This window comes from Chthoniobacterales bacterium, from assembly GCA_039930045.1.
Lineage (GTDB): Bacteria > Verrucomicrobiota > Verrucomicrobiia > Chthoniobacterales > DASVRZ01 > DASVRZ01.
On the sequence record JBDSQB010000014.1, the window covers coordinates 14,912 to 40,587 of the forward strand.

25 protein-coding genes and 1 tRNA gene are annotated in these 25,676 nt (G+C 56.4%); 21 read left to right on the top strand and 5 right to left on the bottom strand.

Annotated features, from left to right (window positions below; all coding sequences use genetic code 11):
* Positions 1 to 9: 9 nt before the first annotated feature.
* Positions 10 to 651 carry a carbonate dehydratase gene (gene can / locus ABIT76_10395; protein MEO7933556.1) on the top strand — a complete coding sequence of 214 codons (642 nt, stop codon included), beginning with the start codon at positions 10 to 12 and terminating at the stop codon, positions 649 to 651.
* Positions 652 to 739: 88 nt separating this feature from the next.
* Positions 740 to 814: transfer RNA gene (locus ABIT76_10400), tRNA-Val, on the top strand.
* A 22-nt stretch (positions 815 to 836) separates the two neighbouring features.
* On the opposite strand, the gene ABIT76_10405 is transcribed toward ABIT76_10400, so the two are convergent.
* The gene (locus ABIT76_10405) at positions 837 to 2,981 is read right to left on the bottom strand and encodes a DUF4965 domain-containing protein (protein MEO7933557.1); all 2,145 of its coding nucleotides are present in this window, start codon (positions 2,979 to 2,981) and stop codon (positions 837 to 839) included.
* Between the two features lie 114 nt (positions 2,982 to 3,095).
* Between ABIT76_10405 and nrdR the strand changes: the two genes are divergently transcribed.
* From nrdR to ABIT76_10450, 9 genes are all read left to right on the top strand, one after another.
* Complete coding sequence (gene nrdR, locus ABIT76_10410) at positions 3,096 to 3,590, top strand: transcriptional regulator NrdR (protein MEO7933558.1); 495 nt, start codon at positions 3,096 to 3,098, stop codon at positions 3,588 to 3,590.
* On the top strand, positions 3,587 to 4,135 hold the full coding sequence (locus tag ABIT76_10415) for a hypothetical protein (protein MEO7933559.1): 549 nt from the start codon (positions 3,587 to 3,589) through the stop codon (positions 4,133 to 4,135). Before nrdR ends, ABIT76_10415 begins: the two co-directional genes overlap by 4 nt.
* A complete protein-coding gene (locus ABIT76_10420; GenBank protein MEO7933560.1) occupies positions 4,135 to 4,473 on the top strand; it encodes a histidine triad nucleotide-binding protein in 339 nt (112 codons plus the stop codon). The genes ABIT76_10415 and ABIT76_10420 overlap by 1 nt, the downstream gene beginning before the upstream one ends.
* 3 nt (positions 4,474 to 4,476) lie before the next feature.
* Positions 4,477 to 5,040 carry an isoprenylcysteine carboxylmethyltransferase family protein gene (locus ABIT76_10425; protein ID MEO7933561.1) on the top strand — a complete coding sequence of 188 codons (564 nt, stop codon included), beginning with the start codon at positions 4,477 to 4,479 and terminating at the stop codon, positions 5,038 to 5,040.
* A 1-nt stretch (position 5,041) separates the two neighbouring features.
* Positions 5,042 to 6,289 (top strand): beta-ketoacyl-[acyl-carrier-protein] synthase family protein, encoded by a 1,248-nt coding sequence (locus ABIT76_10430; protein ID MEO7933562.1) that lies wholly within the window; start codon positions 5,042 to 5,044, stop codon positions 6,287 to 6,289.
* Positions 6,290 to 8,458 (top strand): ATP-binding protein, encoded by a 2,169-nt coding sequence (locus ABIT76_10435; protein MEO7933563.1) that lies wholly within the window; start codon positions 6,290 to 6,292, stop codon positions 8,456 to 8,458.
* A complete protein-coding gene (locus tag ABIT76_10440) occupies positions 8,455 to 10,530 on the top strand; it encodes an ATP-binding protein (GenBank protein ID MEO7933564.1) in 2,076 nt (691 codons plus the stop codon). The genes ABIT76_10435 and ABIT76_10440 overlap by 4 nt, the downstream gene beginning before the upstream one ends.
* Before the next feature lie 122 nt (positions 10,531 to 10,652).
* Positions 10,653 to 11,843 (top strand): outer membrane protein transport protein, encoded by a 1,191-nt coding sequence (locus ABIT76_10445; GenBank protein MEO7933565.1) that lies wholly within the window; start codon positions 10,653 to 10,655, stop codon positions 11,841 to 11,843.
* Positions 11,794 to 13,089 (top strand): response regulator, encoded by a 1,296-nt coding sequence (locus tag ABIT76_10450; GenBank protein ID MEO7933566.1) that lies wholly within the window; start codon positions 11,794 to 11,796, stop codon positions 13,087 to 13,089. The genes ABIT76_10445 and ABIT76_10450 overlap by 50 nt, the downstream gene beginning before the upstream one ends.
* 8 nt (positions 13,090 to 13,097) lie before the next feature.
* Here the strand turns inward: ABIT76_10450 and ABIT76_10455 are convergent, their stop codons facing one another.
* A complete protein-coding gene (locus ABIT76_10455) occupies positions 13,098 to 13,844 on the bottom strand; it encodes an inositol monophosphatase family protein (GenBank protein MEO7933567.1) in 747 nt (248 codons plus the stop codon).
* Positions 13,845 to 13,924: 80 nt separating this feature from the next.
* On the opposite strand from ABIT76_10455, the gene ABIT76_10460 reads away from it, so the two are divergent.
* Complete coding sequence (locus ABIT76_10460) at positions 13,925 to 14,665, top strand: hypothetical protein (protein ID MEO7933568.1); 741 nt, start codon at positions 13,925 to 13,927, stop codon at positions 14,663 to 14,665.
* Here the strand turns inward: ABIT76_10460 and ABIT76_10465 are convergent.
* On the bottom strand, positions 14,662 to 15,255 hold the full coding sequence (locus tag ABIT76_10465) for a hypothetical protein (GenBank protein ID MEO7933569.1): 594 nt from the start codon (positions 15,253 to 15,255) through the stop codon (positions 14,662 to 14,664). The two genes, ABIT76_10460 and ABIT76_10465, sit on opposite strands and share 4 nt — an antisense overlap.
* A 154-nt stretch (positions 15,256 to 15,409) precedes the next feature.
* Positions 15,410 to 15,787: a hypothetical protein gene (locus ABIT76_10470; protein MEO7933570.1), complete on the bottom strand. Its 378-nt coding sequence runs from the start codon at positions 15,785 to 15,787 to the stop codon at positions 15,410 to 15,412.
* 160 nt (positions 15,788 to 15,947) lie between these two features.
* Here ABIT76_10470 and ABIT76_10475 point away from each other — a divergent pair, with 160 nt between their 5' ends.
* The 3 genes from ABIT76_10475 to ABIT76_10485 are packed head-to-tail and all read left to right on the top strand — an operon-like array spanning position 15,948 to position 18,033.
* On the top strand, positions 15,948 to 16,961 hold the full coding sequence (locus ABIT76_10475; GenBank protein MEO7933571.1) for a MinD/ParA family protein: 1,014 nt from the start codon (positions 15,948 to 15,950) through the stop codon (positions 16,959 to 16,961).
* 3 nt (positions 16,962 to 16,964) lie between these two features.
* Entirely contained in the window at positions 16,965 to 17,891 is a 927-nt protein-coding gene (locus ABIT76_10480; GenBank protein MEO7933572.1) for an AAA family ATPase, read from the top strand.
* 1 nt (position 17,892) lies between these two features.
* Complete coding sequence (locus ABIT76_10485) at positions 17,893 to 18,033, top strand: hypothetical protein (protein MEO7933573.1); 141 nt, start codon at positions 17,893 to 17,895, stop codon at positions 18,031 to 18,033.
* A 9-nt stretch (positions 18,034 to 18,042) separates the two neighbouring features.
* Here the strand turns inward: ABIT76_10485 and ABIT76_10490 are convergent, their stop codons facing one another.
* Positions 18,043 to 18,582 carry a hypothetical protein gene (locus ABIT76_10490; GenBank protein MEO7933574.1) on the bottom strand — a complete coding sequence of 180 codons (540 nt, stop codon included), beginning with the start codon at positions 18,580 to 18,582 and terminating at the stop codon, positions 18,043 to 18,045.
* Between the two features lie 68 nt (positions 18,583 to 18,650).
* Between ABIT76_10490 and ABIT76_10495 the strand changes: the two genes are divergently transcribed.
* The 6 genes from ABIT76_10495 to rfbA all read left to right on the top strand — a co-directional run bounded on the left by ABIT76_10495 (position 18,651) and on the right by rfbA (position 25,671).
* The gene (locus ABIT76_10495; protein MEO7933575.1) at positions 18,651 to 19,703 is read left to right on the top strand and encodes an SPFH and helix-turn-helix domain-containing protein; all 1,053 of its coding nucleotides are present in this window, start codon (positions 18,651 to 18,653) and stop codon (positions 19,701 to 19,703) included.
* Between the two features lie 150 nt (positions 19,704 to 19,853).
* On the top strand, positions 19,854 to 20,546 hold the full coding sequence (locus ABIT76_10500; GenBank protein MEO7933576.1) for a dienelactone hydrolase family protein: 693 nt from the start codon (positions 19,854 to 19,856) through the stop codon (positions 20,544 to 20,546).
* A 76-nt stretch (positions 20,547 to 20,622) separates the two neighbouring features.
* Positions 20,623 to 22,143 (top strand): glucan biosynthesis protein, encoded by a 1,521-nt coding sequence (locus tag ABIT76_10505; protein MEO7933577.1) that lies wholly within the window; start codon positions 20,623 to 20,625, stop codon positions 22,141 to 22,143.
* Positions 22,140 to 22,676, top strand: a complete 537-nt coding sequence (locus tag ABIT76_10510; protein MEO7933578.1) for a hypothetical protein — start codon at positions 22,140 to 22,142, stop codon at positions 22,674 to 22,676. Before ABIT76_10505 ends, ABIT76_10510 begins: the two co-directional genes overlap by 4 nt.
* Positions 22,673 to 24,715 carry a glucans biosynthesis glucosyltransferase MdoH gene (gene mdoH, locus ABIT76_10515; GenBank protein ID MEO7933579.1) on the top strand — a complete coding sequence of 681 codons (2,043 nt, stop codon included), beginning with the start codon at positions 22,673 to 22,675 and terminating at the stop codon, positions 24,713 to 24,715. The genes ABIT76_10510 and mdoH overlap by 4 nt, the downstream gene beginning before the upstream one ends.
* Positions 24,716 to 24,783: 68 nt before the next feature.
* Positions 24,784 to 25,671, top strand: a complete 888-nt coding sequence (gene rfbA, locus ABIT76_10520) for a glucose-1-phosphate thymidylyltransferase RfbA (GenBank protein ID MEO7933580.1) — start codon at positions 24,784 to 24,786, stop codon at positions 25,669 to 25,671.
* Positions 25,672 to 25,676: the final 5 nt, after the last annotated feature.

Here is a 25,676-nt window from a genome sequence, read left to right on the forward strand (position 1 = left end):
TTTTCGCGCATGGAAGACATCAAAAAGCTGTTCGTTAACAATCGTCTGTGGGCTGCGGAGATCGAGCGGACGAACCCCGGCATCTTTAAGCGGCTCTCGCAGCAGCAGGCGCCGAAGTTTCTCTGGATCGGTTGCGCCGACAGCCGGGTCCCGGCGAACGAGATCGTGGGGCTCGATCCGGGTGAACTCTTTGTGCATCGCAACGTGGCGAATGTCGTCGTTCATGCGGACTTGAACTGCCTGTCGGTGATCCAGTTTGCGGTGGATGTGTTGAAGGTGGAGCACATCATTGTCACGGGGCATTACGGCTGCGGCGGTGTGCGGGCGGCGTTGAAGGGCCAGCGCGTGGGCTTGGCCGACAACTGGCTGCGGCACGTGCAGGATGTGCGTCTAAAACACCAGGCATCGCTCGAAGAACTGACGACCGACGAGTGCCGCTGCGACCGGCTCTGCGAGTTGAATGTAATCGAGCAAGTGATCAATGTCTGCCAGACGACGGTGGTCGAGGATGCGTGGGAGCGCGGGCAGGAACTGGCGGTCCATGGGTTCATTTACGGGGTGGCCGACGGGATTTTGCATAACCTCGAGGTGAGCATCACCGACCCGGCGGCGCTGTCGGAGGTGTATCAGAAATCGATCTCGCGATTGTAGCGGGCGGCGAGAGAATTTACGGGTTGCATCCGTGGGCGAATGTGATTTTGTATCAGCCCGGTTTGCTGCCCAACAGCGACCAAACCACGCGCGGTTAGCTCAGTGGTAGAGCACTACACTGACACTGTAGGGGTCGACAGTTCAAACCTGTCACCGCGCACCATCTCCCGGCTGGGAGATTCGAGTCAGGGAGTTCTCAGCGCACCGATCACGGGCGTTACATTTCCCTCGATCCAATCCGCGTAAAGCAGGAAGGGAACATGGACGCCGGGGAAGGAAGCCTGGGCCTCGGCAAAGTTGCGAACCTGATCGACCACGATCCCGCCCAGCGCATCGAAGTAGCCCCAGATCGCGATGCCGCGCGGGTAAAAATGGAGGCTGTTGCCGTTGAAAGTGTCGAAGAAAAGCGTGGGCTGGTGGGCGTTGGTGGTGAGCTGCCAGTCCCAGTAGCCGTCGGCGAAATGGCGAAAATCGAGCTCGCGATAGAAGGCGGCGATGTCGCGGACGATATTCATGGAGACCCAGCCCGGGTTGGATGCGCCGCCGGTGAACGCGTCGAATTTTTCGAGATGTGCCCATTCCCTGGCGCTGAAATCGGTGTGAACACAGCCGTACTCGCGCCGGCAGCGTTCGGCGGCGACTTCCAGATCGCGCACGATCATGGCCTTGGGCAGACCGAGATCAAACCCAACCATGTCGAGGATGCCGAGGGCGTTTTCGGAGTAAATATGCGGCGCGTCCCAGCCGGGGATTTCGTCGAAATGCTGCTCCTCGCCCGTCGTCGGATTCTTGAGAAGACCGGATTTTTCCATGAGGACGCCGAAATGATCCTTCTGCCAGCCTTTCTCGATGATCGTGCGGCGGAGCAGGTCGGATTGCGCGAGACATTTCGTGGCGAGTTTGTCGTGGCTGAGGGTTTTCAGGATTTCCGCGCCGGTGAGAAGGGCTGCGAGGGTTTTGATGGAAAGATAGATCTGCTGGTTGCCGTACTGGATGGCGGGTGAGCCGTCGGCAAGGGTGTTGGCGACGCCAAGGCTAGGGACGCCATTCCCGGTGGTGTCGGCACGAATGAGAAACCAGAGGAAGTCCACCAGCGTTTTAATCTGGCCCTCGATGACCGATTGATCGCCGGTGCGCCGCCAATGTGCGAAACAGAGGATGATGTAATTCGCCGTTTCCTCGACCTGCATTTCGTGGGCGTAATGCTGCTGGCCAGCGGAGGCGTGCGAGCCCATATCGTGCGACAAATACCGGGTGCCCTCGCCGATTTCCCCGAGCACGGTGCGTCCATCCTTGGCATAGAGCGGCCATTGATTGAGCTGCATGCGGAGGAGATCGGGCCAGACGGAGAGGTAAAATGGAGCCTGGGTAAACTCCACATCGACGGTCGAATGGTAGTAGGCGCTGCCCTCCCAGACGCTGAACCAGTCGCTGCCGTTGTCGCGCACCCACCATGTGTTCGCGAGCCAGCTATGGAGGGTGAAGGCGAGCAGGTGATTGACCGAGTTGGAGCAGTTGTTTTGCGCAATGATTCCGTCCACGCGGCGGCCGTTTTCGACAATCGAGTCGGGGTTGCTTCGGGCCCAGGAAACGATCGCGTCGAGATTCTCAAAGCGCGCGCCATAGCGAAACGGCAGCAGGTCGGAATGCATCGAGAACACCGGCTGCGAATGCGTGCACCAGGCGACGGTCAACGGCTGCGCAGTGGAGTCCAGCGTAATCCGCCGGTTAAACTGGCCGTCCACGATGCGGCCGTGCAGGGCGACGAGGCGATCGAGCTGAGCGTGGGGCTTTTTCTCCGATTGGAAACTGGCGTTATTGTCCTCGTCCCGCACATAAGTTGCCTCGCTGGTGAAGTTCAGATCCATGCACTCAGGATCGGTGGTTTTCTTGGTGAATTTTTCCCCTGCCACGTCGAGAAAGAGCTCGATCTCATTAAAGTTTTCGGTCGGTTTCTGGAGGCGGAAATGGGCCCTTAGCTTCTCCGCCACAAGCCGGATCGCGATGACGGGAGTCGTGGAAAATTCACCATCCTGCGGACGAAACGGCGTGGTGAAAGACAGGGTGACTTTGATCCCACTCGCCGGGTCGATACCGATGAAACTCGACGAGCACGGCGTCATCCGTTGATCGAGAAAAGAGAAATGCTCGCCCTCGCAAAATGGGAAAAGCACCTTGCGCTGCCCGATGCGCGCCCCCGCGCAAAGCTGGAGTTGGGGCATGTCCTCGAAGCGGTCGAAACGCAGCAGCCGGATATTTTTTCGAACGGGATCTAACACGAGTCCATGGCGGGAGCCGAGGACGGAAATGGCATCAACAGTTAACAGCATAAAGGGGGTGGGCTGAAAGTGATAACGAGGTGGCGTTTTCTTGGCAAGTGAAAGAGCCCCTGGGGATTGACACCACTACATCTTGTGACACTATGTACCACCAGTCCCAACCTAATGCGATGCCCCAAGTGCGGCGCAATCGAAGACCGGGTGATCGACTCACGCGCGGCAAAAGAAGGAGACAGCATCCGCCGCCGCCGTGAATGCCTCGCCTGCCTCTACCGATTTACGACCTACGAACAGATTGAACGCAACGATTTTCGCGTCCTGAAAAGAGACGGAAGAACGGAGCCTTTCGACCGCGGAAAACTCCTCAACGGCATCGTTAAAGCCTGCGAGAAACGGCCTGTGAGCATTCACATCCTCGAAAAGCTCGTCGATGAAACCATCAACGAGCTCGCCGATGGCTATGAAAAGGAAATTCCGACCAGTTTGTTAGGAGCGAAGGTGATGGAAAAACTCCACCTCATCGACGGCGTCGCCTACGTGCGCTATGCGTCGGTCTATCGCCAGTTTCAGGATATCGGGGAGTTTCTCGACGAGATCCAGACTTTCCACAATAAAGCCAAAGTCAGCATCACCCAGACCGAGTTTTTCAAGAAACTATGATCGCACTCGTCGATGAATTGCCGCTCGTGGAATTTGAAAATGGCTGTCTTTTCGCCTTCCGCCGCGAATGGCTCCGGCAGCACCTCATGAACGCCGCCGCGCAAGCCGGTTATCGCGATTGGTGGCTGGCTGACCACGTCGCCCAGAGTGTTACTAACTATCTCATCACCCAGTACCAGGCCAATGTGTTGCTGGCGTCGGAACTGCGCACGTCGGTCTCGGAAGTACTAGCTAATATCGGCTATGCCGAGGTCGCCGCCCATTTCGCCCCGACTCGACCCGCGAGGGATATTTCATTGTTAGAACTGGCTGTCGAATCCGGCGCGCACGAACTCACCTTTTTCTCGCTCCTGCGCAACTCGCTCCTCGACGAGATGCAGGGCGGAGTCCTTCACGTCTGTCTCACGCATCTCGCACCCGCCGTGAAGCGGCTCCTCGGAGTGAAGCTCTTTACCGACGAATGCGCCAGTCTCCGCGATGAAATAGTCTCCTTCTCGCGGAGTTTGGTTGCCACCCAAGGCACCGCGCATATCCTCATCCGCTGATGACCCTCTTCGAAAAGCTTATCCAGCGCGAACTGCCCTCCGATATCGTCTTTGAAGACGACGATGTCTTTGCCTTCCGCGACATCGCGCCGCAGGCCCCAGTGCATATCCTGGTCATCCCAAAGAAACTCATCACCCGCGTTGGCGAGGCACAGCCCGGCGATGTTAGCATTCTCGGCAAACTCCTCCTCACCACCGCAGAAATCGCACGCGAGTTAGGTCTCTCTGAAAACGGCTACCGCCTCGTCATCAACAACGGCAACGACGCCGGCGAAGCGGTCCCGCACCTGCACGTCCACCTCCTGGCTGGCCGCAAACTCACCTGGCCACCAGGATAATTTATGAAAGATACACTCCGCTACATTCCCATTCTGCTCGTCGTCATCATCTACACGGCCCGCATGATGGAACTCTGGAAAAAGCGCGATCTCATCACAGGCGAAATCAAGGAAGGCGGCACGCTGCGGCTCTTCAAGTTAGTCGGCCTCTTCGTCGTGGCTGCGGGAATCATCGAATACATTTTTTGGAGCAAGCCAATCCAGTGGTGGATCGTGATATTAGGAGTTTTGGTGAGTGCGAGTTCCTTCTATTTGCGGAGTCAGGCCATTCGCGCACTGGGCAAATTCTGGAGCCTCCACGTAGAGATCCGCGACAATCATCAGTTCGTTAAAAGTGGACCCTTCCGCTTTGTTAGACATCCCGCTTACACATCCATGGTCATGGAAATCATCGCGGTCGGCCTGGTCTTGCAGGCGCCAGTAAGCGCCGTCCTGGCGCTGGTCCTGTTTGTGCCAGTTCTCTACAAACGCATCACGATCGAGGAGCGGGAACTCATCGCTAAGTTTGGCGAGGATTATTCCACCTATCGAAAACTAACACCCGCGCTTCTTCCTTTTAAATTCTAACATGGCCGCAGGCGCTCGCACACCCGACAGACGCGTTGTCGTCACCGGCATCGGGATCATTTCTGCCTCGGGTCACACCCTCGATCAGTTCTGGTCCAATGTCGTGAATGGCAAAAGCGCCGCGGCTCCCATCCAGGGTTTCGATGCGGATAACTTGCCTACGAAGTTTGCGGCGGAGATCACGGATTTTGCCGTCGATCGATTCACGGACTTTCAGAAAGCCCATCGCTACGATCGCTCGGTGCAATTCAGTCTCGCCGCCGCCGCGAATGCCTACAAGGACGCGGGTCTGGACGGCGAATGCGTGGACCCGGCTCGCATCGGAGTCATCGAGGGCACCACGGTCAGCGCGATGGAAAGCATCTTGAAGGCGAGGGCCTCCCTCATCAATTCCTACAAAAAAATCCACCCCTACAACGTCGTCGGTGGTTATTTCGGCGAGGGCAGCAGCGCCATTTCCATATCACTCAAACTCCGTGGACATTCCATGACTTATTGCTCCGGTTGCTCCTCGGGAGCGGACTCCATCGGGTATGCAAAACAAATCATCGTCGATGACGAGGCCGACGTGATGCTGGCCGGCGGTGCCGAGGCGATCACGGAGTTGCTGCATTCCGGCTTTTGCAAATTGGGAGCCATGTCCTCGCGCGACGGAAATCCCCAGGAGGCGATGCGTCCCTTTGACATCAACCGCGACGGTTTTTTGTTAGGAGAAGGCGCCGCCTATCTCGTGCTGGAGGAACTCAGCCACGCGCTGGCCCGACGGCGGCCCATTTACGCGGAACTCGTCTCACACGGGCGTGTCTCCGAAGCTTATCATTCCACGGATCCACATCCCGAGGGAATGGGTTATCAACGCGCCATGCAGCAGGCTCTGAAAAAATCCGGCACCCCAAAGGAGTGCATCCAATACATCAACGCCCACGCTTCCGCCACGCCGCTCAACGATCCGATTGAAAGCCGGGCCATCATTTCAGTCTTCAACGGGTCCGCCCAAAAGTTGCAGGTCAGCGGCTCGAAACCGATCTTCGGCCACCTCATGGGAGCCTCCGGAGCCATGGAAAGCGTAGTCACCATTCTCTCGATCTTCCACTCCGAGATACCGCCCTCGATCAACATCTTTTCCCGCGACCCGAAGTGTACTCTCGACTATGTGGAAACCCGGCGGCCCTATCCGCTGGAGCACGCCCTTTGCCTGAATGCCGGTTTCGGCGGACGCTATTCCTGCCTGTATTATCAGAAGTGCTAGATGTCCACGTTTGGCTCCATCGCGCTCATCGCCAGTATAGTTAACATCGGCCTGGCGCTGCTCATTCTTTCGAGCAACTTCCAATCGACTCTCAACCGGGTTTTCCTGATCTGGAGCTCCTCCGTTTTCATCTGGAACGCGGCGTCAGTTCCATTGTTATCACCGATCTCGCCCAGTGAGGCCTATCTCTGGATGCTGGCGCTTCAGGTCGGAGTTTTCCTGATGCCAGCGAGTCTCTTCCACGTGTCTATCGTGACCGTCGGAAAGAATGCCTATAACCATTTCCTGCCGTGGGCCTACGGCATCGCGGGCGTCTTCTGCGTCATGCTTTTCCCCGGCTGGATGATCTCGGGCGTCATCAAACTGCGGGCCGGCTATTGGGCTGTGGGAAACTGGGGCTACTACCTTTTCATCGTCTATTTCCTCGCCCTCACCATGACGACGATGGTCATTCTCTATCGCAACCAGCGAGTGGTGAGCCCGCTCAACCGGCGGCGCATCCTCGCCTTGCTGAGCGCCATCGTGGCCTTGTGGGTTTTCGGCACCAACGACCTGCTCCCGATTTTCGGATTCACGCAGTATCCATTCACGCATTGGGAGTTCGTGCCCATCGGAAATGCCGCCTCCGTGGGCTACGCCTTCATCATCGGCTACAGTGTCGTGCAGCATCAATTGCTCGATGTTAGGATCGGCCTCAGCAAATTTGCGGCCACCCTCATCCGGGTCGGGTTGCATACGATTGTCGCGCTCTTCATTCTCTCGATGTGCCTGCTTTTTCTACCCGGAGTCATCAGCAAAAACATCGTCACGATGACCATCATCGTAGTTACAACTTCTGGCGCAGCCTCCTCCTATCTCTTCCCAAAAATCCTCGGGCGCGGCAACGAAAGTCTCGAACGCCGGCTCCTCGGCGACAGCTTTCTCTACCAGGAAAAACTCTCCGACTTCATCTCCTCCATTCCGCTGGCGACTAACATTAAGCAGCTCTTCGAGGACCTCGAGGTTTTGCTGGTGAAAATCGTGGCGCTCAAGGAATACCGCATCGTCTTGCTCGACGAAATCACCCGTGGGCTGCAGTTCTTTCAAGCTTACCCGCAGGTCCTGTCCAACATCATCCGTCTGCCGACCTCCGAATCCGCCTTTTACAAAATAGTCGCGCAAACGGCCGCGGACTACTTCGTCATCGAATCCTTGAGGTCTGACGTCGCGGAAAAGTGCCGCCACGAATTGATTGAGATCTTTCTCTCCCCCGAGGCGGAGTTTTGTTTCATCCTCAAATCCGACAACATTCCGTATGGATTTTTTCTAATCAGCGGAAAGAAAAACCAGGAGCCGTTCACCAAAACCGACCTCGATCTCCTCGATTTGCTCGTCCGAAATCTGGGACTCATCATCAATCAAATCCGGTTGAAGGAGCGCATCCAAGTCGAGCAGGAAATGGATCTTCTCGGACGCATTTCCAAGGGACTCGCCCACGACTTAAATAACCTTCTAACTCCCGTCTGGACGTTATTGCAGGTTGCCTCTTCAACGGAAAATGAAGACCCAGAGATCACTGCTCTGGTCGATAGCGCGACGCAAAATGTCAGCGCGATGCGCAATTACATCCGCGATTCCCTTTTCTTTTCCACCACCATGAAACCGCAGATGGCGAATGGAAAAATCCACGACCTCGTCGCTGCTGCCCTCGGGATCATGGGGTCCCGTGCAAAGGAGAAAAGTGTCCTGCTGGAGTTTGATAATACTCGCAAGATCACCGCTGTCGTGGACGTGATCCTCCTGCAACGCCTCATTTCCAATCTCGTGTCGAACGCGATCGACGCCTCGAAAGAGGGCGGCGTCATCCAAGTGGACATCCAGTCGATCCAGCGCCGCGAGGACGAGCCCGACTGGCTGCAACTTCGTGTGATTGATCACGGCGAGGGCATCAGTCCTGCTAACTTGGAAAAGATGAAGGCGGCATTTTTTACCACCAAAGACAGCGGCGACGGCAAGCGCGGCTTCGGATTGGGGCTCGCCATCTGCCGGAAAATAGTGCATTTGCACGGGGGTACATTGAATATTTCGAGCCAAATTGGAAAAGGAACCACTGTGCAAGTCGATCTGCCCAATGGCTCGCTGCCGGTTCTCATCGCCGCCAATGAGCTGGAGGATGCCCTTCCCGCATGAAGACGCTCATCGCACTTTCACCGCAAAAAGGCTTTGCCGACGCCTTGCAAGCCGTCCTCCCGGCTGACGTCTGGCGCGTGATTCATCATGTTAGTCAGTGGGAAAAAGGATTGTTTTCCGTGCCCGGCGCAGTCGATGGAATCATCGTCGAATGCGCTCTGACCGACGTGCTCCCCGTGCGGCTGGTGGAGTCGCTCAAGAAATTACAGCCGCAGGCGCCGGTGATTCTTTACACCGATGCCGCGCTCCAGGAGTGGATCGAGGAGGCGTATCTGGCAGGCGCGAGTTACATTCTGCCCAAGCCGATTCGGGATCGATTGCTGGCGGTGATTCTCGACCGTGTCCTCCCCGAGCTTCCGGAACAATCGAATGCAACTCCCGAAAAGCGCGATTCGTCTCGTGAAAACGAGAGCGCCCGGGAATCGGCCCAGAGCGTGTCGCGCACGCTGTCCACTTTGCGCGACCTCAGCCGCGTGCTCACGCACGGCTTGGTTTCCGAGGCGCTGCCGAAACGTTTCCTCGAACTGCTGCGCGAGATTCTGGGAGTGAATCGGGCCGCGATTTTTCTGCGGAAACCTTTCTCCACGGTGAGTTCGCTCACACCCGAGGCGCCCAATTCGCGGTTACAGGCGACGTGCGCCGTGGGTTTGCCGAATGGCTTGCTGGAGTATTTCGAGCTTTCGCTGGATGGCGGCATCGGAAATTACCTCCATCGCTATGGCCGAATCCTGCGCAGCGATGCGCCGGAACTCCGCAATGACCGGGAGATTCAGAAGGAATTTGAGCTGCTCGGCACGAAAGTCGCCATCCCGATTCTGGATCGCGAGGCCTTGATCGGCGTCGCGGTTTTCGATGAGCGGCTGACGGGAGAATCTTTCTCCAGCAGTGAGCTCGCCCTCGTTTTTCATGCCTTGGAGGAGCTTGGCATGGCCATTAAAAATAGCTGGCTGCACGATGAATTAACTCACAGTCACGATCTGATGACGGAGATTCTCAGTCAGTTGACTAGTGGTTGCGTGGTCGTCGGGCAGGATCTCCAGGTGATGCATTGCAACCCGGCGGCGCGGCGGTTCCTTCTCGGCCCAGACGGGGCCAGCCGGGAGACGATCCATTTTTCCGAGCTGCCGCAAACTCTCGGCAGCCGCATTTACGAGTCGATCAAAACCGGCACGGCCATCGCGGCATTTCGCCATCGTCCCAGGGAAAATCAGGACCTCGCCTACCATGTCTCGGTGATTCCATTTAATCACAAGCACGGCTCTTCTCCGACGGCGGCGCTGATGTTGATCGATGATTTCACGCAGATCCAGCGCTCGCAGCAGTTGGAAATCGAGGCGTCGAACCTGCGCATGGTGCGCTCCATGGCTGAGCATCTTTCCCACGAAATCGGCAACGCGCTCGTCCCGATGTCCACGCACCAGCAGCTATTGAGCGAAAAATATGAGGACCCGGAATTCCGCGGCTCGCTCTCCGTCGCCCTCACTCAGGGAATCAAACGCATCTCGCGCCTGTCGAATCAGCTACTCTTTCTCACGCGCGACGAGACGCCGCGCAACGAGCCGATCGCGGCCTTAAAGCTGATCGAGGACGCCTTTAGCGACGCGCAGACGCTTTACGGGCTCAATGGCCGCCGGTTGGAGATCAATAACACTGCAGGTCCGCTCACGTTCGATGGCAACCGCGCAAGTTTGCTGCACGCGCTGAGTGAGACCTTGCTCAACGCACTCCAGTCGAGCCCGGTGGATTCGGCGGTGACCGTTCAGGTGGAAACGCAAAAGGAGGCCGATGCGACATGGGCCAAGGTGCAAATCGTCGATAAGGGCCCCGGTTTCAGCGCCGATCTGGCAACGAAGGCGACGAATCCGTTCTTTTCCACCCGCACCATTGGACCTGGACTCGGATTGACGGTGGCGAAGAAGATCATTGAGAATCATCACGGACGACTCAATCTTGTCACCGGCGAGCACAAGGGGAAAGTCGCCATCTATCTTCCACTCAAATCTGGGAATGGAGCGCCAGCGGCCTCGCAAAGCAGGATCAGCGGATCGTTATTCAGGCCGGGAAAAAATTAACATCAGGCGGCGAATCCGCAGTTTTGATATTATTTAACGATTTTATTCAGCCGAACTTCGCAGTTTTGCGGTCTGGGCATTTATTCTGCTACGAATGAGTGAAACCTTGCTCATCCCCAATTATGAAACACACCCTCACCCTCCTCACTCTCCTCGGTCTGACCTCCCCCGGTCTTTTAGCCTTGGGCACTCGTATTCCTGATCAAAACGCCGCCGCCACGGCTCGCGGCGAGGCCTTTGCCGCCACGGCGGACAATCCATCGGCTATTTATTACAACCCGGCTGGCATCACCCAGCTCGACGGCGACCAATTTTCCGTGGGCGCTTACATCATCAATCTGAAGACGGAATACACCAGTCCGACCGGAGTCACAGCGGATTCGGACAACGACACGCAAGTCGCGCCGCACCTCTATTACACCCACCAGTTTGCCGACAAACGCTTCGTCGCCGGCTTCGGTTTCTACACGCCGTATGGCCTGAGCAACGAATACCACGACGATACGCCTTTCCGCACCATCGCGAAAAAAGGTTCCATCCAGTATCTCACTTTCGCGCCGACCCTGGCCGCGAAAATCACCCGCACGCTCTCCATCGCGGGCGGCATCAACTACAACCACGCCACCGCCGAACTTAGCCAGGGAATCTTTTTTCCCGGTGACGAAAGCCGTTTCAAAGGCGACGACGGTGCCCTGTCGTTCAAGTTGGGCCTGCTCTGGCAGCCGACCGTGCAGCATTCCTTCGGCATTTCGTATCAGTCGGAGAGCCGGTTCAAACTCAAGGGCGGCTTTGAAAACAAACCCTACACCCCGCGTGAGGACGCCGTGGCGGACTTCAATTTCCCTCAGTTTTTCATCGTCGGCTACTCCTTCCGCCCAACGCCGGACTGGAATTTCGAGTTTAACTACGATTGGACCGACTGGAATGAGCTGAATAACGTCAATCTCACCACCACCTCGGGCACGACCGTGGTGATACCCTTCAACTGGAAAAGCTCCGCGTTTTACGAGTTTGGCGTCACCCGCCAGCTTGGCCACGGTTTCTCCGTCAGTGCTGGTTACATTTACAGCGAAAACTCGGTGCCCGAGGCCAACTTTTCTCCACTTGTCCCCGACTCCGAGCGCCACATTTTTAGCGCCGGCGTCGGCTATAAAAGTGATGCATGGAGCGTGAATCTGGCCTATCAATATGCGCATGGTCCTGAGCGCACCATCAGCCAGAGCATTTCTCCGTCATTGATTGGAGAATCTGCCAACGGAAAATATGAATTCAACAGCCATGCCATCAGCCTCGACTTCGGCCTCGCCTTTTGAGACCCGGCTTCTGCCGGTAATTAATGGACCCAAACGCGGCACCCTCCTCATCGTTGATGATGAAGAGGGCCCGCGCCAGTCCCTCAAAATCGTCTTCAAGGGAGAATACGACATTCTCATCGCCAAATCGGGCGAGGAAGGCGTCGAGACCTTGCGGAAAAATCCCCATACTGATGTCGTCATCAGCGACATTCGCATGACCGGAATCTCCGGCATCGAGCTGCTGGCCGCCCTGAAGAAAATCGATCAGGATATCCAGGTCATAATGCTCACGGCGTATGAAACCATCGACACCGCGCGCGCGGCGCTGCGGCTCGGTGCCTGCGATTACCTGAACAAGCCCTTCGACATTCCCGCCATCCGAGCTTCGGTGGCCGGAGCTTTGGAAAAACGCCAGATCGCCAAGCAACTTCGCAGCAACACGGAAAAACTTGGCGGCCTTCAGGAGCAAATTCAAAACGAGCGCATCGAAACCTCGATGCATCGGACTCAGGGCGAAATCTACGCCAGCGTCATCCACGATATCAACAACCCGCTTACCATCATTTCGTGCTTCTCCGAGATGATTAACAACTGCATCGGCGAGCTCCAGCAGATCGAGGGTGAAAACCTCGAAACCCTGCGCACGCACCTCGGCCAGATTACGGCGCAAGTCGGCAAGTGCCACGACATTTCCCATCGGTATCTCGGTTTCCTGCGCCAGCAAAAGGACGATCAATTCGCCGTAGATGTTCGGCAGATTTTCATCGATCTGCGCGACCTACTCAAATCTCACAAGGAAGCCCAGGGACACCCGCTTTTCATCAAGGAGCTGGAGGAGGATTTCTACGCCAAAATCAATGGCACCGACCTGATCCAGATTCTGCTGAACATCGTCATCAACGCCTTTCAAAGCTCGGCCGGCACCGCTGTCAACGTCACCGCCAACAAGCTCGACCACGCCATCGACTACGGTGTTTTTCAGGAAACGCCAACCCGGCGATTTATTAATCTGGAGGAATTTTCCAACACGGCACCGCTTGTGGAAATCATCATTTCCGACAACGGCTCCGGAATTTCCGCGGACGTTTTGCCGAGAATCTTTGAGAGTTTCTTCACGACCAAACCCGTTGGAAAAGGCACCGGTCTGGGCCTCGGCATTGTCGAGCGGCTCGTTCGCAAGGCGGGCGGCGTCCTGCACGTGGACTCGGAAGTCGGCCGCGGCACGACCTTCACGATCTACCTGCCCTGCGTTCCCAAATTGTAGTCTGCCGACTAGACCGTAAGATCCAGCAGGCCGTTGGAGGCGACGATGGAATATTTGTCCTTGTTGTCGGGGCGCGGATTCATCTCAATTTTTCCACCCGCTGCCTCGATCAGCAAAATTCCGGCAGCCACATCCCAGAGGCTGATGCCTTGCTCGATATAGGCGTCGAGCCGACCGCAACTGATGTAGGCCATGTCCAGCGCGGCGCTGCCCATGAGGCGGCATTTGCGGGCGCGATGCACCATTTTTTCGAGCATCGGCAGGCCGGCATTGATCGTGGTGCCGGTCTTGGAAAATCCCACCGAGAGGACAGCTTCCGAGAGATCGGTCCGTGAACTGACGTGAATCGTTTTTCCATTCAGCGTCGCGGGTCCGCCACGTTCCACGGCCCAGAGTTCGTTACGCATGGGATCGTAAATCACCCCGACGAGGAGCGTTTCTTTTTCGCGGAGTGCGATGGAAATGCAGAAATGCGGGATGCTGTAAAAATAGTTCACCGTGCCGTCAATGGGATCCACAATCCATTGGAAGTCGGATGCGGAATTTCCGGCGATGCCTTCCTCGCCATACAACGCGTGATCGGGAAAGGCGGTGAGCAGTTTCTTCGTGATCAGCTCCTGCGTTTGCACGTCGAGTTCCAATTTGATGTCGTGCTTTTCCAGCGCGTTGACGTTCAGTTCAGACCCAAAATGTTCACGGAGAAAAGCTCCGGCTTCGAGTGCTGCGGAACGGGCGATATCGAGAAATTGACTCATGGCCGACTAAACCACGGAACCGGAAAACATACACGCAGGAAAAACTTGCCTGCATCGGGCAGCCTCGAAATAGTCACCCGATGAGCGACACACTTTGGCAGGGCTTGAAACCGGCGGCGCGCGCCTTGCTGGAGACGAAAAGTTACGCTCCGCAACCGCTGCTCGAGCAACTCGGCACCACGGGAGTTGCAGTCGGCTCACTGGTGGGGTTGGATTATTCTACCGGTGATGTGGCAGAAGCGTGGATTCCCGGGGTGGAAATCATTCCGCGCAAAGTTTTCCCGCAGCGTCATCGCGGAGTCTTCGGAGAATTTGGACGCAAGGGCGAGGGCATTTTCGGCAAGATCGGTCTCTGGCCCGCCCAATGGGCCACGGCTCGGATGGACGCGGGAACAGCCAAGGGATTTCACATTCATCCGCCTTTCATCGCACCCGGAGCCGATCCTGCGGAATGGTTTCAGCGGCTGTTCGTCTCAAACCCGAATGAGTTTTCGCTGCGTCCGTATGATCGTGAGCAATGGGACGCGATGTTTTTCATCCAGGGTCACGCGGAAATGCTGCTCGTCGATGAACGCGCCGGAATGCCTCGCAAAGTGATGCATCTTTTCATCGCCGGCGACAATCATCGTGGTGCCGATAATGCAGGAATCGTGATCCCGGCAGGCGTCGCACATGCCTTGCGAGCGGAGAGTTCCGAGGATCTCATCATGGTTTACGGAACGAGCACCTCGTTTCAACCGACCTTTGAAGGTCGGCTCGCCAGTGGAGTGGAACTCGCCCCTCTTCCCTCCGATTGGGCAACATATCTGAGCCAGAGCTAGGCGGATTTTTTCAAGTCCTCGACGGCTTTCTCCGCTGCGGGAGTTTTCGGCGGCGGCAAAAGTTTCGGCACATGAGAAATCTGGTGCACACAGAGCAGGGCGCGCTCCTCCGCCTGCTCCAGATCGATCTGGCTGTGCAGACGAATCCCGGAACTTTGGAGCGCCATATAAATCGCGGCCACTGAGTAGCTCACCGGCCCGGGTGCAACGATGAAGGTGATTTCCTCTCCACAATGCGAACCACGCGAGCCCCGGCTGAATTCGACCGACCATCCGAACGCCTCAAACGTCAGCCGGACATGATGCGCGAGGGATTTTTCATCCGAAGCGCTGCAATCCAGAATGGAGACATCGCCTTTTATCAGCGGGAGCAGTTGATCGTAAAGGCGCGATTGCAGATCGGCCAAAGCCCGCGAGGCATGAGCGCCCTCGGGCAGCGGATCCTGGGTTTGAATCCAGTAGGAGAGTGATTGAGCCTGCGCTTCGAGCTCGGAAATTTCGCGATGGATGCCTTCGAGAAGTTGCCGCTTTTCCTTGCAGCGGGCCAGCACATCCTGCAATTGCAAGGCAGCGCCCGGGACTGTTTCCATTGGTGAAATGGGCGGAAGCTCGGCTGATGCGGGGGGCGCTTCCAGAACAACATTCTGCCGACAATGGGGGCAGCAGACTTTTTGCGCGATCTTCGCCGTGGAAACTTTCATCGGCTCCCCGCACGCCGGACATGGGACTGAGGATCGCGCCATGTTAGCTGGAATCTTGCGGGCTGAGGAACGCCATCTCGGCTTCGCTCAGAGACGAGGCCAAGCGCTCGGGTTCCATTGAAATGTGCATGACTTCATCCAGATTTGCGCAGCGCGCACAAGGGTTCTGCTCGGCACGTAAAACCATTTCCACGGTTAGAAATGCCTCGCAATGAGAGCAGGTAAATTCGTTTTCCTGGTAGCTAAACACCGGCGGCAACGGGAGTTGCTGTGTGACGCTATCCTCCAGACCTGACCAATCGCGTCCAAGGCCGATTGTGGTCCCGAGGCACGAGTTGCAGTGCAATGTAAAGGTGCCTGCGGACGACTCCACCGCTTGCAAGGAACCGCAATGGGAGCAGAAAACGGATTGGGCAGGCATGTGGAAGTTCGCAGAAAATTGGTCCACCAAAAAAAACATTTCGTCAATAAGAGCGCCAACCGTGGCAGGAATGCGTCTTGACCGAAAACTGATTTTAGAGTTACCTGCCCTATTAGTGGGAGTCAACTCCTAATTTACACCTGTATCTAGTGGCAGTCTCATGAATCACTTAGAAAATCCCCCCATTCCAGAAATGGAGCCGAGTCGCATCCAATTCTTGGAAAAAAGCTTTTCCGAGTGGCTGGGGATGGCCGGGCGCGGGAGTCATGTGGCGGCACTGGAGGAGGATGGGCTCGCCATGCTGCACTGGCTGCATGATCTGATTTTTGTGCAGGGAAAAAGTCTTGAGGCCGTGCGCGCGGAGCTTTTCGAGGCGAACGGCGGCCTTCGTTTCATCGCGGTGAGCAGTGGCAAGGGCGGCGTGGGCAAGACGACCTGCTCAGTGAGTCTGGCTCATGCGATGGCGTCGCTGGGACACCGGGTTTTGCTGGTCGATGCCGACCTCGGTTTGGGAAATGTCCACGTCTTCGCCGGAGTCAATCCGACGGTTACCATTCAGGATTTCTTGAATCATACGGTGCCGATCCAGGACGCGCTCACCGCCGTGAGCGACCGGCTCTGGCTGCTCTGCGGCGGCTCGGGTGTGGCTGGACTGGCCAGCCTGGACTCGCGGCGGATGAATCGGCTCCTGCGCCATTTGCGCGGTCTCAAGCGCTCGCTGGATTACGTTATCATCGACACAGGCGCAGGGCTCTCGGCACAGGTGCTGAATTTCCTTTTGCAGGCGCAGGACATCATTGTGGTCACCACTCCTAATATCGCAGCGACGCTCGACGCTTACGGCATGATCAAGACGATCCATGAGCAGGGGATGAATGGAAAAGTGAGGCTGCTGATCAACCAGTGCAAGGATGCCGCCGAGGCCGATGCGGTGGGCGAAAAGCTGATCGGATGCGCCCGGCAATTTCTGGGTGACGCCCCGGAGATGTTAGGTTTTATCACTCGCGACGACCAGATCGAGCATTCGAATCAAAGTCGCCAACCATTTGTTTTGCTGCACAGAGACGACCCCAACTCCGCCCGGATGATGGCCATCGCTGAGCAGCTAACCCTCACCGCCCCATCCGTTCCCCATCACGAAGTGCACGCTCTCGAGCAGCTTCAACCCGCCTAGCCCATGAACACACCCTTCCAAAAAATCATGAACCTCATCACCCCAGCCCCATCCAACTCCGCCGACGGTTTGGAATCTCTGGTCTCGCAATCTCACCGCGTCATCAGCGCATTCCCAACCGGAGGATTTCTTGGCTTCTACGGGTTAAAGGATAATCCCTTTGCCGACTCGGTGAACCCGGATTTTTTCTATCGGACGAATGCGCATAATGAGGCACTGGAAAAAATGCGGATGACCGCAGAGCACAAAATTTCCCTCGGCATGGTCACCGGTCCGAGCGGAACGGGTAAAACTTTGCTGACCCAGATTCTATTGAAAAGTTTCGATGAGGAAAAATACGAAACCATCCTAGTGTTAGTTACCCCAGGCTTGAGCAAGACCGGACTGCTGCGAGAAATTTTATCCGAGCTGGGTGTCGCCCAACCGGCTGGGATGAGTCGGACCGAGGACCTGGTGAAGCTCTTGAGCAACGCTATTATCGAACTGCACGAGGAAGGCCGCAGGCTCGTGATCATTGTCGATGAATGCCATCTGCTTTCCGCCGAGTGCCTGCACATTTTGCGGACGATTAGCAACTTGGAAATTCCCGACCGCAAGCTGGCGTCGTGTCTTCTCTTCGGAGAGGAACGCTTCTCCAAACGGCTGCAAAATCCGAGTTACGCATCGTTGCGCAACCGGATGTTTTTTCAAGCGGAGCTAACTCCGATGTCGGTAAAAGATGTGGGGCAGTATGTTCAGTTTCGCCTGTTGACGGCAGGGCGCATGACGGATTTATTCACGGAGGATGCCATCGAGGCGTTGCAGGAAAAATCGGGCGGCATCTGCCGGACGTTAAACAAATTCAGCTTCCTCACTCTCATCGAAGGTGCCAGGCAGGAGTGCCAGACCATTGATGGTGAGATCGTCGAAGCTGCCCTGCACAAGATCTAACATGACCCCCAAAAAACCTGCGCGTTACAGCAAAACCGCGCTGCGAAAATCCAGCGAGCCGGCCAGGCAGCCAGTGCCTGAAAAAGTCGTCGGGAAAGCCGAGCAAAACTGGCTGCTGGGTGGCGAGCCACCGCGCAAATAGCGACCTAACTCAAATGGTCTGCGCTGCCTGCGAGAGGGCGCTTTTGGGATTTTTCACGGCGCGAAAAAGCAACCCCTTGGCCGTCCCGCAGATCACATCGAGATCGCTGATGGCTGCATCTGGATCGGTGATGCGAAAATTCACTTTCCCCTCTAGGGTGAGCGCTTGAAGTTTCTTGGGCCGCCCCATATTGACTACCAAAGCGCGGCGATTCGTCAGCGCGTGGATGGTCCGTTTTCCCTCACGCCAGATCCAGTAGGGAGCGCTGAGCATCCACAATCCGAGTATGAGTAAAATCACACCGGCGGAGATTGCCACCCAAGGCATCCACCAGGGAATGGGTGGGGCGGTTTTTCCGGGCCAGTGAAAACCACCCGTCACCGCACGCAGCCAGAAAAACGTGAACACCGTCCAGGGCACCGCCACGATGTAGAGCATGAAGGTCGGTCGCGCGTAAGGCCACGGCTCGGGTTGCGCCGCCCAGATCACGGTCTCACCTGGTTCTAGCAATTTTTCCAGTTCGGTCTTCACGTCCATCGGCTTCATCATTGCGAGAAATCGGACGAGGGCAAGTGTTCTGGCTTGCGCGAGGGCAGTGTCGGGCTTTTCATCATTCCATGGGCTTACTTGACTTCATTAAAGGCGAACTGATCGACATCATCGAGTGGACCGACGACTCACGCGACACGCTGAGTTACCGCTTTCCCGACGACGACAAGGAAATCAAGAATGGTGCCCAGCTCATCGTCCGAGAAAGTCAGGTCGCGCAGTTTCTGTATGTTGGGCAATTTGGCGACACGTTTCCTCCCGGTCGCCACACCCTGACAACGGAAAACATCCCCGTTCTCACCACGCTCAAGGGCTGGAAATACGGCTTCCAGACACCGTTCAAGGCCGACGTTTATTTCGTTAACACGCGGCTTTTCACCGGCAATAAATGGGGCACTTCCAACCCGATCATGATGCGCGACGCCGACTTCGGCATCGTGCGCGTGCGGGCTTTCGGCACATTCGACTTCCATATCGTTGAGCCAAAAATCTTCCTGAAAGAAGTCGCTGGCTCGGATCAAAATTTCCGGCTGGACGAATTTGCCGATACCATGCGCTCGCGAATCGTCAGCGTATTTTCCGAAGCTTTGGCCGAGGCAAAAGTTCCCGTGCTCGACGTCGCCACGCGTTATTCCGAAGTCGGCGAGGCGCTCCTGCCGCTCCTCAATCCGGCGGTCATCAGCAAATACGGCTTGGAGATTACCTCGTTCATCCTGGAAAACGTCTCCGTGCCGCCCGAAGTCGAGGCTGCCATCGACAAGCGCAGCAGCATGGCCGCTGTCGGCAATCTCAACGACTTCGTCAAATACCAGATGGGCGAGGGAATGGCGAAAGGCGGCGGTGCTGGTGGCGCTGGAGCCGAGCTCGCCGTGGGTCTCGCCATGGCGCAACAGGTCGCGCAATCGGTGCAATCCACGCCCGCCGTGGGCAGCACGCCGCCGCCAGTTCCAGTCGCCTCTGGATTGCCGGATTTGCTGAGCCCGGCGCAAGCTGCCGAACTCCTCGGAGTCACTGAGGCCGACGTTTCCAGCATCTTGGAAAGCGGCGAGCTCAAAGGCAAAAAGATCGGCTCCACCTGGCGCATCACCAGGGCAGCCGTGGAAAACTTTCTCGCGAGTTAGATCAACAGGGCAGCCCCTGTCCGCAGGCATTTTCGCCAAATCGAACAGCCACACGCCAGCCCGGCTGCGAAAAGCTGGCATGAGCACCCCATCGCGTGGCCGAGCCGCCGCATTCCAGCCGTGAACCGTCTCCTACTCATCCTCACGTTTATGGCTGCCTTTCTATATACCGGGATGGCGCAAGTCGCCACACAGACCGAGCACTTCGAAAGTGGCGGGAAATCAGTGCGACTGGAAATTTTTACTGCCTCACCACGCGCGGACACACCAGCCATTCTCGTGCTGCACGGCTCGACCGGAGTGGCATTTGGCAACCGGTTTATTGCTGGTCTGGCGACGCAGTTTGCCCAGCAGGGATTCGAAGTTTATCTCCTGCATTATTTCGATCGGACGAACACGCAATACGCCGACGACGCCACAATCCGGAAGTCCTTCGCGGATTGGAGCGGCACTGTGAATGACGCATTGAAAGTCATTCACCAAAAGCGTCCAGAGGCTAAAATCGGGATTTTTGGGTACTCTCTCGGCGGCTATCTGGCGGCCGCTGCGGATGTCAGAAATCCACATGTCGCCGCGACTGTGATTTTGTCCGGCGGCATCGATGAAAATTCCCAGCGGCTCGCTGAGCGCACGGCACCCGCGCTTATTCTGCATGGAGAAGACGACACCCGCGTCCTACCCTCGGAGTCGCGAAAGTTGGAGAAAGTTCTCCGCAGCGTCGGCGGCAAACCGGAGTTTCATTTATATCCGGGAGAGGGACATATCTTTTCGCTGCCGACTTATGCGGATGTGGTGGTGCGTGGAACAGCCTTTTTTCAGAAGAACCTCCGAGTAGCGCCGTGAGCCACCAGTTTGGCCACACACAGCCGCATCTGCATCCACTTGCGTTTTCAGACGCCATGCATGTTAATCGCGTCGGATGAAAACCCATCTCGTTTTTGCGCTCCTCACCATCGCCTTGCTGGCGCTGGTCATCAGTCAGTCGCGTGAGCGGACTTTGACCTTTCAGGACATTATCAGCCAGGCGCAAACCTTGGCGGCGGAGCCTTATGCAGCCGTCAAAGAAGTGGATTCCTCACGACTAAAAACGCTCAACTACGATCAGTATCGCGACATTCGTTGGAAAGAAGAGCAGACGCTCTGGCGCCGGTTGGGATTGCCGTTTCAGGTAAAATTTTTCATCACCGGTCACTTGAATAACGCCTCGGTAAACCTCTTTCAGGTGAACCGTGACAGCGCCCGCCCGCTGAATTTCTCCAGCGAGTATTTTAACTTCGGACCGCAGGCCAATCATCTCACGGCGCTGGATAAATTGAGCGCGGGCTACGCCGGATTTCGGGTGCATTATCCTTTGAACAAACCGGATTACCTCGACGAAGTGATGGTCTTTCTTGGCGGAAGTTATTTCCGAGCCGTTGCCAAGAACCAGCATTACGGACTCTCCGCGCGCGGCCTGGCCATCGACACGATCTCGGATCAGGCAAAGGAAGAATTTCCCGTTTTCACCTCCTTCTGGCTCGTGCAACCCGGCTCCAACGACCGCCATTTCAAGCTCTACGCCTTGCTCGATGGCCCGAGCGTTAGCGGAGCTTACGAGTTTGTTGTCGAACCTGGCGAGTCAACGCGATTTGATGTTCACGCCGTTCTTTTCTTCCGCAAAAAAGTCGAGCAGTTCGGTATCGCGCCCATGAGCAGCATGTTTTGGTATGGCGAAAACACCAGCAACAGATTCGGCGGATTTCGCCCCGAGGTGCACGATTCCGATGGGCTGTTGATTCACAACGCAGACGATGAATGGGTCTGGCGCCCGCTCTCCTGGGGAATAAATACGCAGGTAAATTCCTTCGTGGCCAATCAAACGAAAGGCTTCGGACTTCTCCAGCGCGACCGCGATTTCAGTCATTATCAAGACCTGGAGGCGAACTACGAAAAGCGTCCTAGCACCTGGATTGAGCCGCGTGGCGACTGGGGCGCGGGCTCTGTGAAGCTGATTCAGTTTCCTACCAAAGACGAGTATTGGGACAACGTGGTCGCCTTTTGGCAGCCAGCCAAAAGCCCTCAACGCGGCGATCGCATGGATCTCAGTTACACCCTTTGGTGGCAATCGGGAGATCCTCGTTCCGAGCCGCTCGCGCGAAATGTGGCGACACGGATTGATTACCAGGACGCTCCCTACTTCCGCATTTTCGTAGTCGATTTCGCGGGCGAAGAACTGGCCAAGTTACCTCCAGAGACGCCGCTTCAGGCAGATATTTCCGCCAGCAACGGAGGGGTGCTCGACAAAGTGCAGGTGCAGAAAAACACCAACGACAACACATGGCGCGCCACATTTACCGCGAGCACGCAAACCCTCCAGAAACCGATCGAACTCCGCTGTGTGCTGCGTCAGGATGGACGCCCGCTGACAGAGACCTGGACCTCCACCTGGATTCCCCAATGAGCGATTGGAACGAAGCCTGCGAGAGGCTGGAATATTATCTTCGCAGCTACCATGTGTCCGACCGTGAGCGGGTGCTGCAACTTACGCTGGAGATTCTCGCGCAGGCCAAAAAAGAGCACGCCGCAGACCCTTCGCAGACGCCTTTGCAGATAACCATGAAACTCGCCATGGACCGGACCGATGCCTGGTTCATCAATCTCGCCGGTACGTCTACGGCGATTCACCATCCGCTGGGAGCACGCGGTCGCGCCGTCTGGCTGGCGATCGAGGGACATCGCAAATGGCCATCGGCCTTTCTCTCGGAAAACCCTCCCGCCGAACTTCTGGAAGCCGTACGCCAGCAAAGTATGGAAGCGGGCCCGGGTCTGGAATTTACCAGTCTGCTGCGCAAGGAAATCGATTATGGTCCAGTCGAAGATCTGGCCCGCGAGACATGGGAAAAATTTTCCTGGGCACATGTCTTGGGCGCATTCCTGCTCTGGACCGCGATATTTTTTGCAGCCTGGGCTAGCTGGCTCCACTTGCATCCATGAACGCTTTTGTCTCACCCGGAAATGACGTTGTCTCGGCTCGTCGCGCCGCTTTTCTCGCGACTGGGATCGGTCTGACAGCAACTGGACTGTGGCTGATCTGGCAGCGCTTTTCCCCAAACGGACGCACTCCATTGGAGTGGGCGTTGATGATCCTTTTCGGCGTTCTGTTTTTGCAGCTGGCCTTCGGCTTCAGCATCGCGTTCTGGGGCTTTGTGACATTCCTGCGCGGTGGAGATCGGGCTCAAATCATGTCCGGTCTGCCGGAGGTTTCTGATGCGGGGGAAATCAGCGCGACGGCGATTGTCATGCCCGTTTTCAACGAGGATGTTACTCGGGTCTTTCGTGGCTTGGAATCAATGGTGCGCTCCCTCGAGGACACGGGTCAGAGCGCGGCTTTCGATTTCTATATTTTGAGTGACTCGAACCAGCCGGACAACTGGCTCGCTGAGGAAGCGGCTTGGCTGGATCTTTGCAGCCGGTTGTCTGCATTCGGGCATATCTTTTATCGCAAACGCCGGGTGTCGCTGCATGGCAAAAGCGGCAACATCGCCGACTTTTGCCGACGCTGGGGCAAGCGTTATCGCTACATGGTCATCCTCGATGCGGACAGCATTATGCAGGGCGACACTCTGGTGCGCCTCGCTCGCGCGCTGGACGCCAATCCTACGGTTGGGATTATTCAGACTGCACCCAAACTCGTTCGCGGCACAACGGTTTTGCAACGGCTCGTGCAATTTACAACGTCGGTTGTCGGACCCATTTTTGCGGCTGGCTCAAATTTCTGGCAACTCGCCGGCGGTAACTATTGGGGACACAATGCCATCATTCGGCTCCAGCCGTTTATGGAGCATTGCGTGCTGCCCGAACTGCCGGTAAAAGATCCCGACGCCCGGCACATCATGAGTCACGATACGATCGAAGCCGCGCTCATGCAGCAGGCTGGCTTCCAAGTTTGGCTGGCTTATGAGGAGCTCGGCTCCTTTGAGGAAGGTCCGCCCAATTTGACCGAAAGCCTCAAACGCGACCGCCGCTGGTGTCAGGGAAATCTACAGCATTTCTGGTTTCTCTTTGCACCTGGCACAAATTTTTCAAACCGGGTCCACATCTTGTTTGGCCTGATGGCTTACATCACTTCGCCATTATTGGTTCTGTCGATTATTCTCGGCGGAGTGGACTCCTACTGGGCGGGACGTTACGCGCTACTCTCATCCCAACCGGAAGATCCAGCGTGGTCGAATAGCAGCTGGGCAACGATGAATTTGCTTTGGCTGACCATCGCATTGCTCTTCATTCCAAAAATTCTAGGAACGATCACAGCCCTGCCTCGAACGCGGCATTTTGGCGGCGGACTCCGGCTCTTTTTGAGTTCCCTGTTTGAAACTCTGCTCTCGATTCTGCTCGCGCCAGTGATGCTTTTTTTCTACACGAAATTTGTCGTTCTGACGATGCTCGGCATCCGCGTATCATGGAAGACACAGAATCGTTCCGGTTCCGGCATTCCGCTGGGTGATGCCATTCGGGAGTATTGGCAGCCGACATTTGCGGGAATTATCGCCACCGCAGCTTGTCTCCATTGGACTCCCGATCTTTTTTGGTGGCTTTCTCCCTTGCTGGCGGGATGGCTGCTTACAATTCCTCTGGTGATGTTTTCCGGCTCGGAACAAATCGGAGCGTGGCTTCTCCGCAAGGGGCTCATGCTTATTCCAGAGGAGATCGCGGCACCTGGGGTTCTGGCATTTTTGGATTCCAACAATTCCGTTGAGTCCCCAGGCAGCGGATTGCTGGATGTTTTCCGCTCGCCCTACATGAATGCGATCCATCTATCTTTCCTTCGTCGCAATCGCCCGCGCACACACTACAAGGCTGAGTACTTGGAACGCCTGCGCCACCGTCTGCTTCATGAAGGTCCGTCCTCGCTCAGCCGCCGGGAAACACTGGCATTGCTCTGGGACCCGGATGCAGTGGCCGCGACCCATCGCAGTCTATGGGCGGCGGAACCTGGTTCCCTGCATGCGTCCTGGCTGCCTCCAGCTGGTTGATTCGAATTCAGAGTGGAGGGAGCTGTTTGGTTGTTTATTTTGGAAAGCATTCCGTCTAAAACGGCGGAATGACTTCTTCCAAAAAAGGCATCGTCCTTGCAGGCGGTGCCGGAACCCGGCTGCACCCGCTCACGCAGATTGTCTGCAAACAACTCCTGCCGATCTACGACAAGCCGATGATTCATTACCCGCTGAGCACGCTGATGCTAGGCGGGATTCGGGAGGTACTTATCATCTCCACACCGAAGGACATTCCGATGTTTCAGCACCTCTTCGGCGACGGCAGCAGTCTGGGAATGCAGATCGAATACGCCATCCAGCCGGAGCCGAATGGCATCGCGCAAGCCTTCATAATCGGTGAAAAATTTCTCGCTGGGAATGGAGTTTCATTGGTCTTGGGGGATAACATATTCCACGGCAATCTGGATTTTTATCGCGAAGCCTTGCAGATCGAAAACGGTGCCTGCGTCTTCGCCTATCAGGTCTCCGATCCGGAGCGTTACGGAGTAGTCGAGTTTGATTCGACTGGGCGCGCCATCAGTCTGGAGGAAAAGCCGAAGGTGCCGAAAAGCCATTACGCCGTGCCGGGCCTCTACGTTTACGATTCGGAAATCGTGGAGATTTGCCGCAACCTCGCTCCGTCACCACGTGGCGAGTTGGAGATTACCGACGTAAACCTGACCTATCTCCAGCGTAATAAGTTGCACGTGAAAATGCTCAGTCGCGGCATGGCCTGGCTCGACACGGGCACCCACGCGAGCTTGTTGGAGGCTTCCAATTACATCGCAACACTGGAGAATCGCCAGGGTTTGAAAGTGGCCTGCCTGGAGGAAATTGCCCTTGTCCAAAGCTTCATCGATGTCGCTGGTTTGGAGCGCATCATTTCCGACCTGCCGGGAAGTCCCTATCGAAAATATCTGGAAAAAGTCTGCGCAGAATTCTTGCAGCCCGGGTGATTTCG

Coding starts and splice junctions, on each gene's coding strand:
- ABIT76_10425 (MEO7933561.1), top strand. CDS start 4,477: ATGAAAGATACACTCCGCTACATTCCCATTCTGCTCGTCGTCATCATC.
- ABIT76_10480 (MEO7933572.1), top strand. CDS start 16,965: ATGAACACACCCTTCCAAAAAATCATGAACCTCATCACCCCAGCCCCA.
- mdoH (MEO7933579.1), top strand. CDS start 22,673: ATGAACGCTTTTGTCTCACCCGGAAATGACGTTGTCTCGGCTCGTCGC.
- ABIT76_10420 (MEO7933560.1), top strand. CDS start 4,135: ATGACCCTCTTCGAAAAGCTTATCCAGCGCGAACTGCCCTCCGATATC.
- ABIT76_10510 (MEO7933578.1), top strand. CDS start 22,140: ATGAGCGATTGGAACGAAGCCTGCGAGAGGCTGGAATATTATCTTCGC.
- ABIT76_10445 (MEO7933565.1), top strand. CDS start 10,653: ATGAAACACACCCTCACCCTCCTCACTCTCCTCGGTCTGACCTCCCCC.
- ABIT76_10490 (MEO7933574.1), bottom strand. CDS start 18,582: ATGATGAAGCCGATGGACGTGAAGACCGAACTGGAAAAATTGCTAGAA.
- ABIT76_10475 (MEO7933571.1), top strand. CDS start 15,948: ATGAATCACTTAGAAAATCCCCCCATTCCAGAAATGGAGCCGAGTCGC.
- ABIT76_10495 (MEO7933575.1), top strand. CDS start 18,651: ATGGGCTTACTTGACTTCATTAAAGGCGAACTGATCGACATCATCGAG.
- can (MEO7933556.1), top strand. CDS start 10: ATGGAAGACATCAAAAAGCTGTTCGTTAACAATCGTCTGTGGGCTGCG.
- ABIT76_10485 (MEO7933573.1), top strand. CDS start 17,893: ATGACCCCCAAAAAACCTGCGCGTTACAGCAAAACCGCGCTGCGAAAA.
- nrdR (MEO7933558.1), top strand. CDS start 3,096: ATGCGATGCCCCAAGTGCGGCGCAATCGAAGACCGGGTGATCGACTCA.
- ABIT76_10455 (MEO7933567.1), bottom strand. CDS start 13,844: ATGAGTCAATTTCTCGATATCGCCCGTTCCGCAGCACTCGAAGCCGGA.
- ABIT76_10430 (MEO7933562.1), top strand. CDS start 5,042: ATGGCCGCAGGCGCTCGCACACCCGACAGACGCGTTGTCGTCACCGGC.
- ABIT76_10500 (MEO7933576.1), top strand. CDS start 19,854: ATGGCTGCCTTTCTATATACCGGGATGGCGCAAGTCGCCACACAGACC.
- rfbA (MEO7933580.1), top strand. CDS start 24,784: ATGACTTCTTCCAAAAAAGGCATCGTCCTTGCAGGCGGTGCCGGAACC.
- ABIT76_10470 (MEO7933570.1), bottom strand. CDS start 15,787: ATGCCTGCCCAATCCGTTTTCTGCTCCCATTGCGGTTCCTTGCAAGCG.
- ABIT76_10415 (MEO7933559.1), top strand. CDS start 3,587: ATGATCGCACTCGTCGATGAATTGCCGCTCGTGGAATTTGAAAATGGC.
- ABIT76_10505 (MEO7933577.1), top strand. CDS start 20,623: ATGAAAACCCATCTCGTTTTTGCGCTCCTCACCATCGCCTTGCTGGCG.
- ABIT76_10450 (MEO7933566.1), top strand. CDS start 11,794: ATGAATTCAACAGCCATGCCATCAGCCTCGACTTCGGCCTCGCCTTTT.
- ABIT76_10460 (MEO7933568.1), top strand. CDS start 13,925: ATGAGCGACACACTTTGGCAGGGCTTGAAACCGGCGGCGCGCGCCTTG.
- ABIT76_10405 (MEO7933557.1), bottom strand. CDS start 2,981: ATGCTGTTAACTGTTGATGCCATTTCCGTCCTCGGCTCCCGCCATGGA.
- ABIT76_10435 (MEO7933563.1), top strand. CDS start 6,290: ATGTCCACGTTTGGCTCCATCGCGCTCATCGCCAGTATAGTTAACATC.
- ABIT76_10440 (MEO7933564.1), top strand. CDS start 8,455: ATGAAGACGCTCATCGCACTTTCACCGCAAAAAGGCTTTGCCGACGCC.
- ABIT76_10465 (MEO7933569.1), bottom strand. CDS start 15,255: ATGGAAACAGTCCCGGGCGCTGCCTTGCAATTGCAGGATGTGCTGGCC.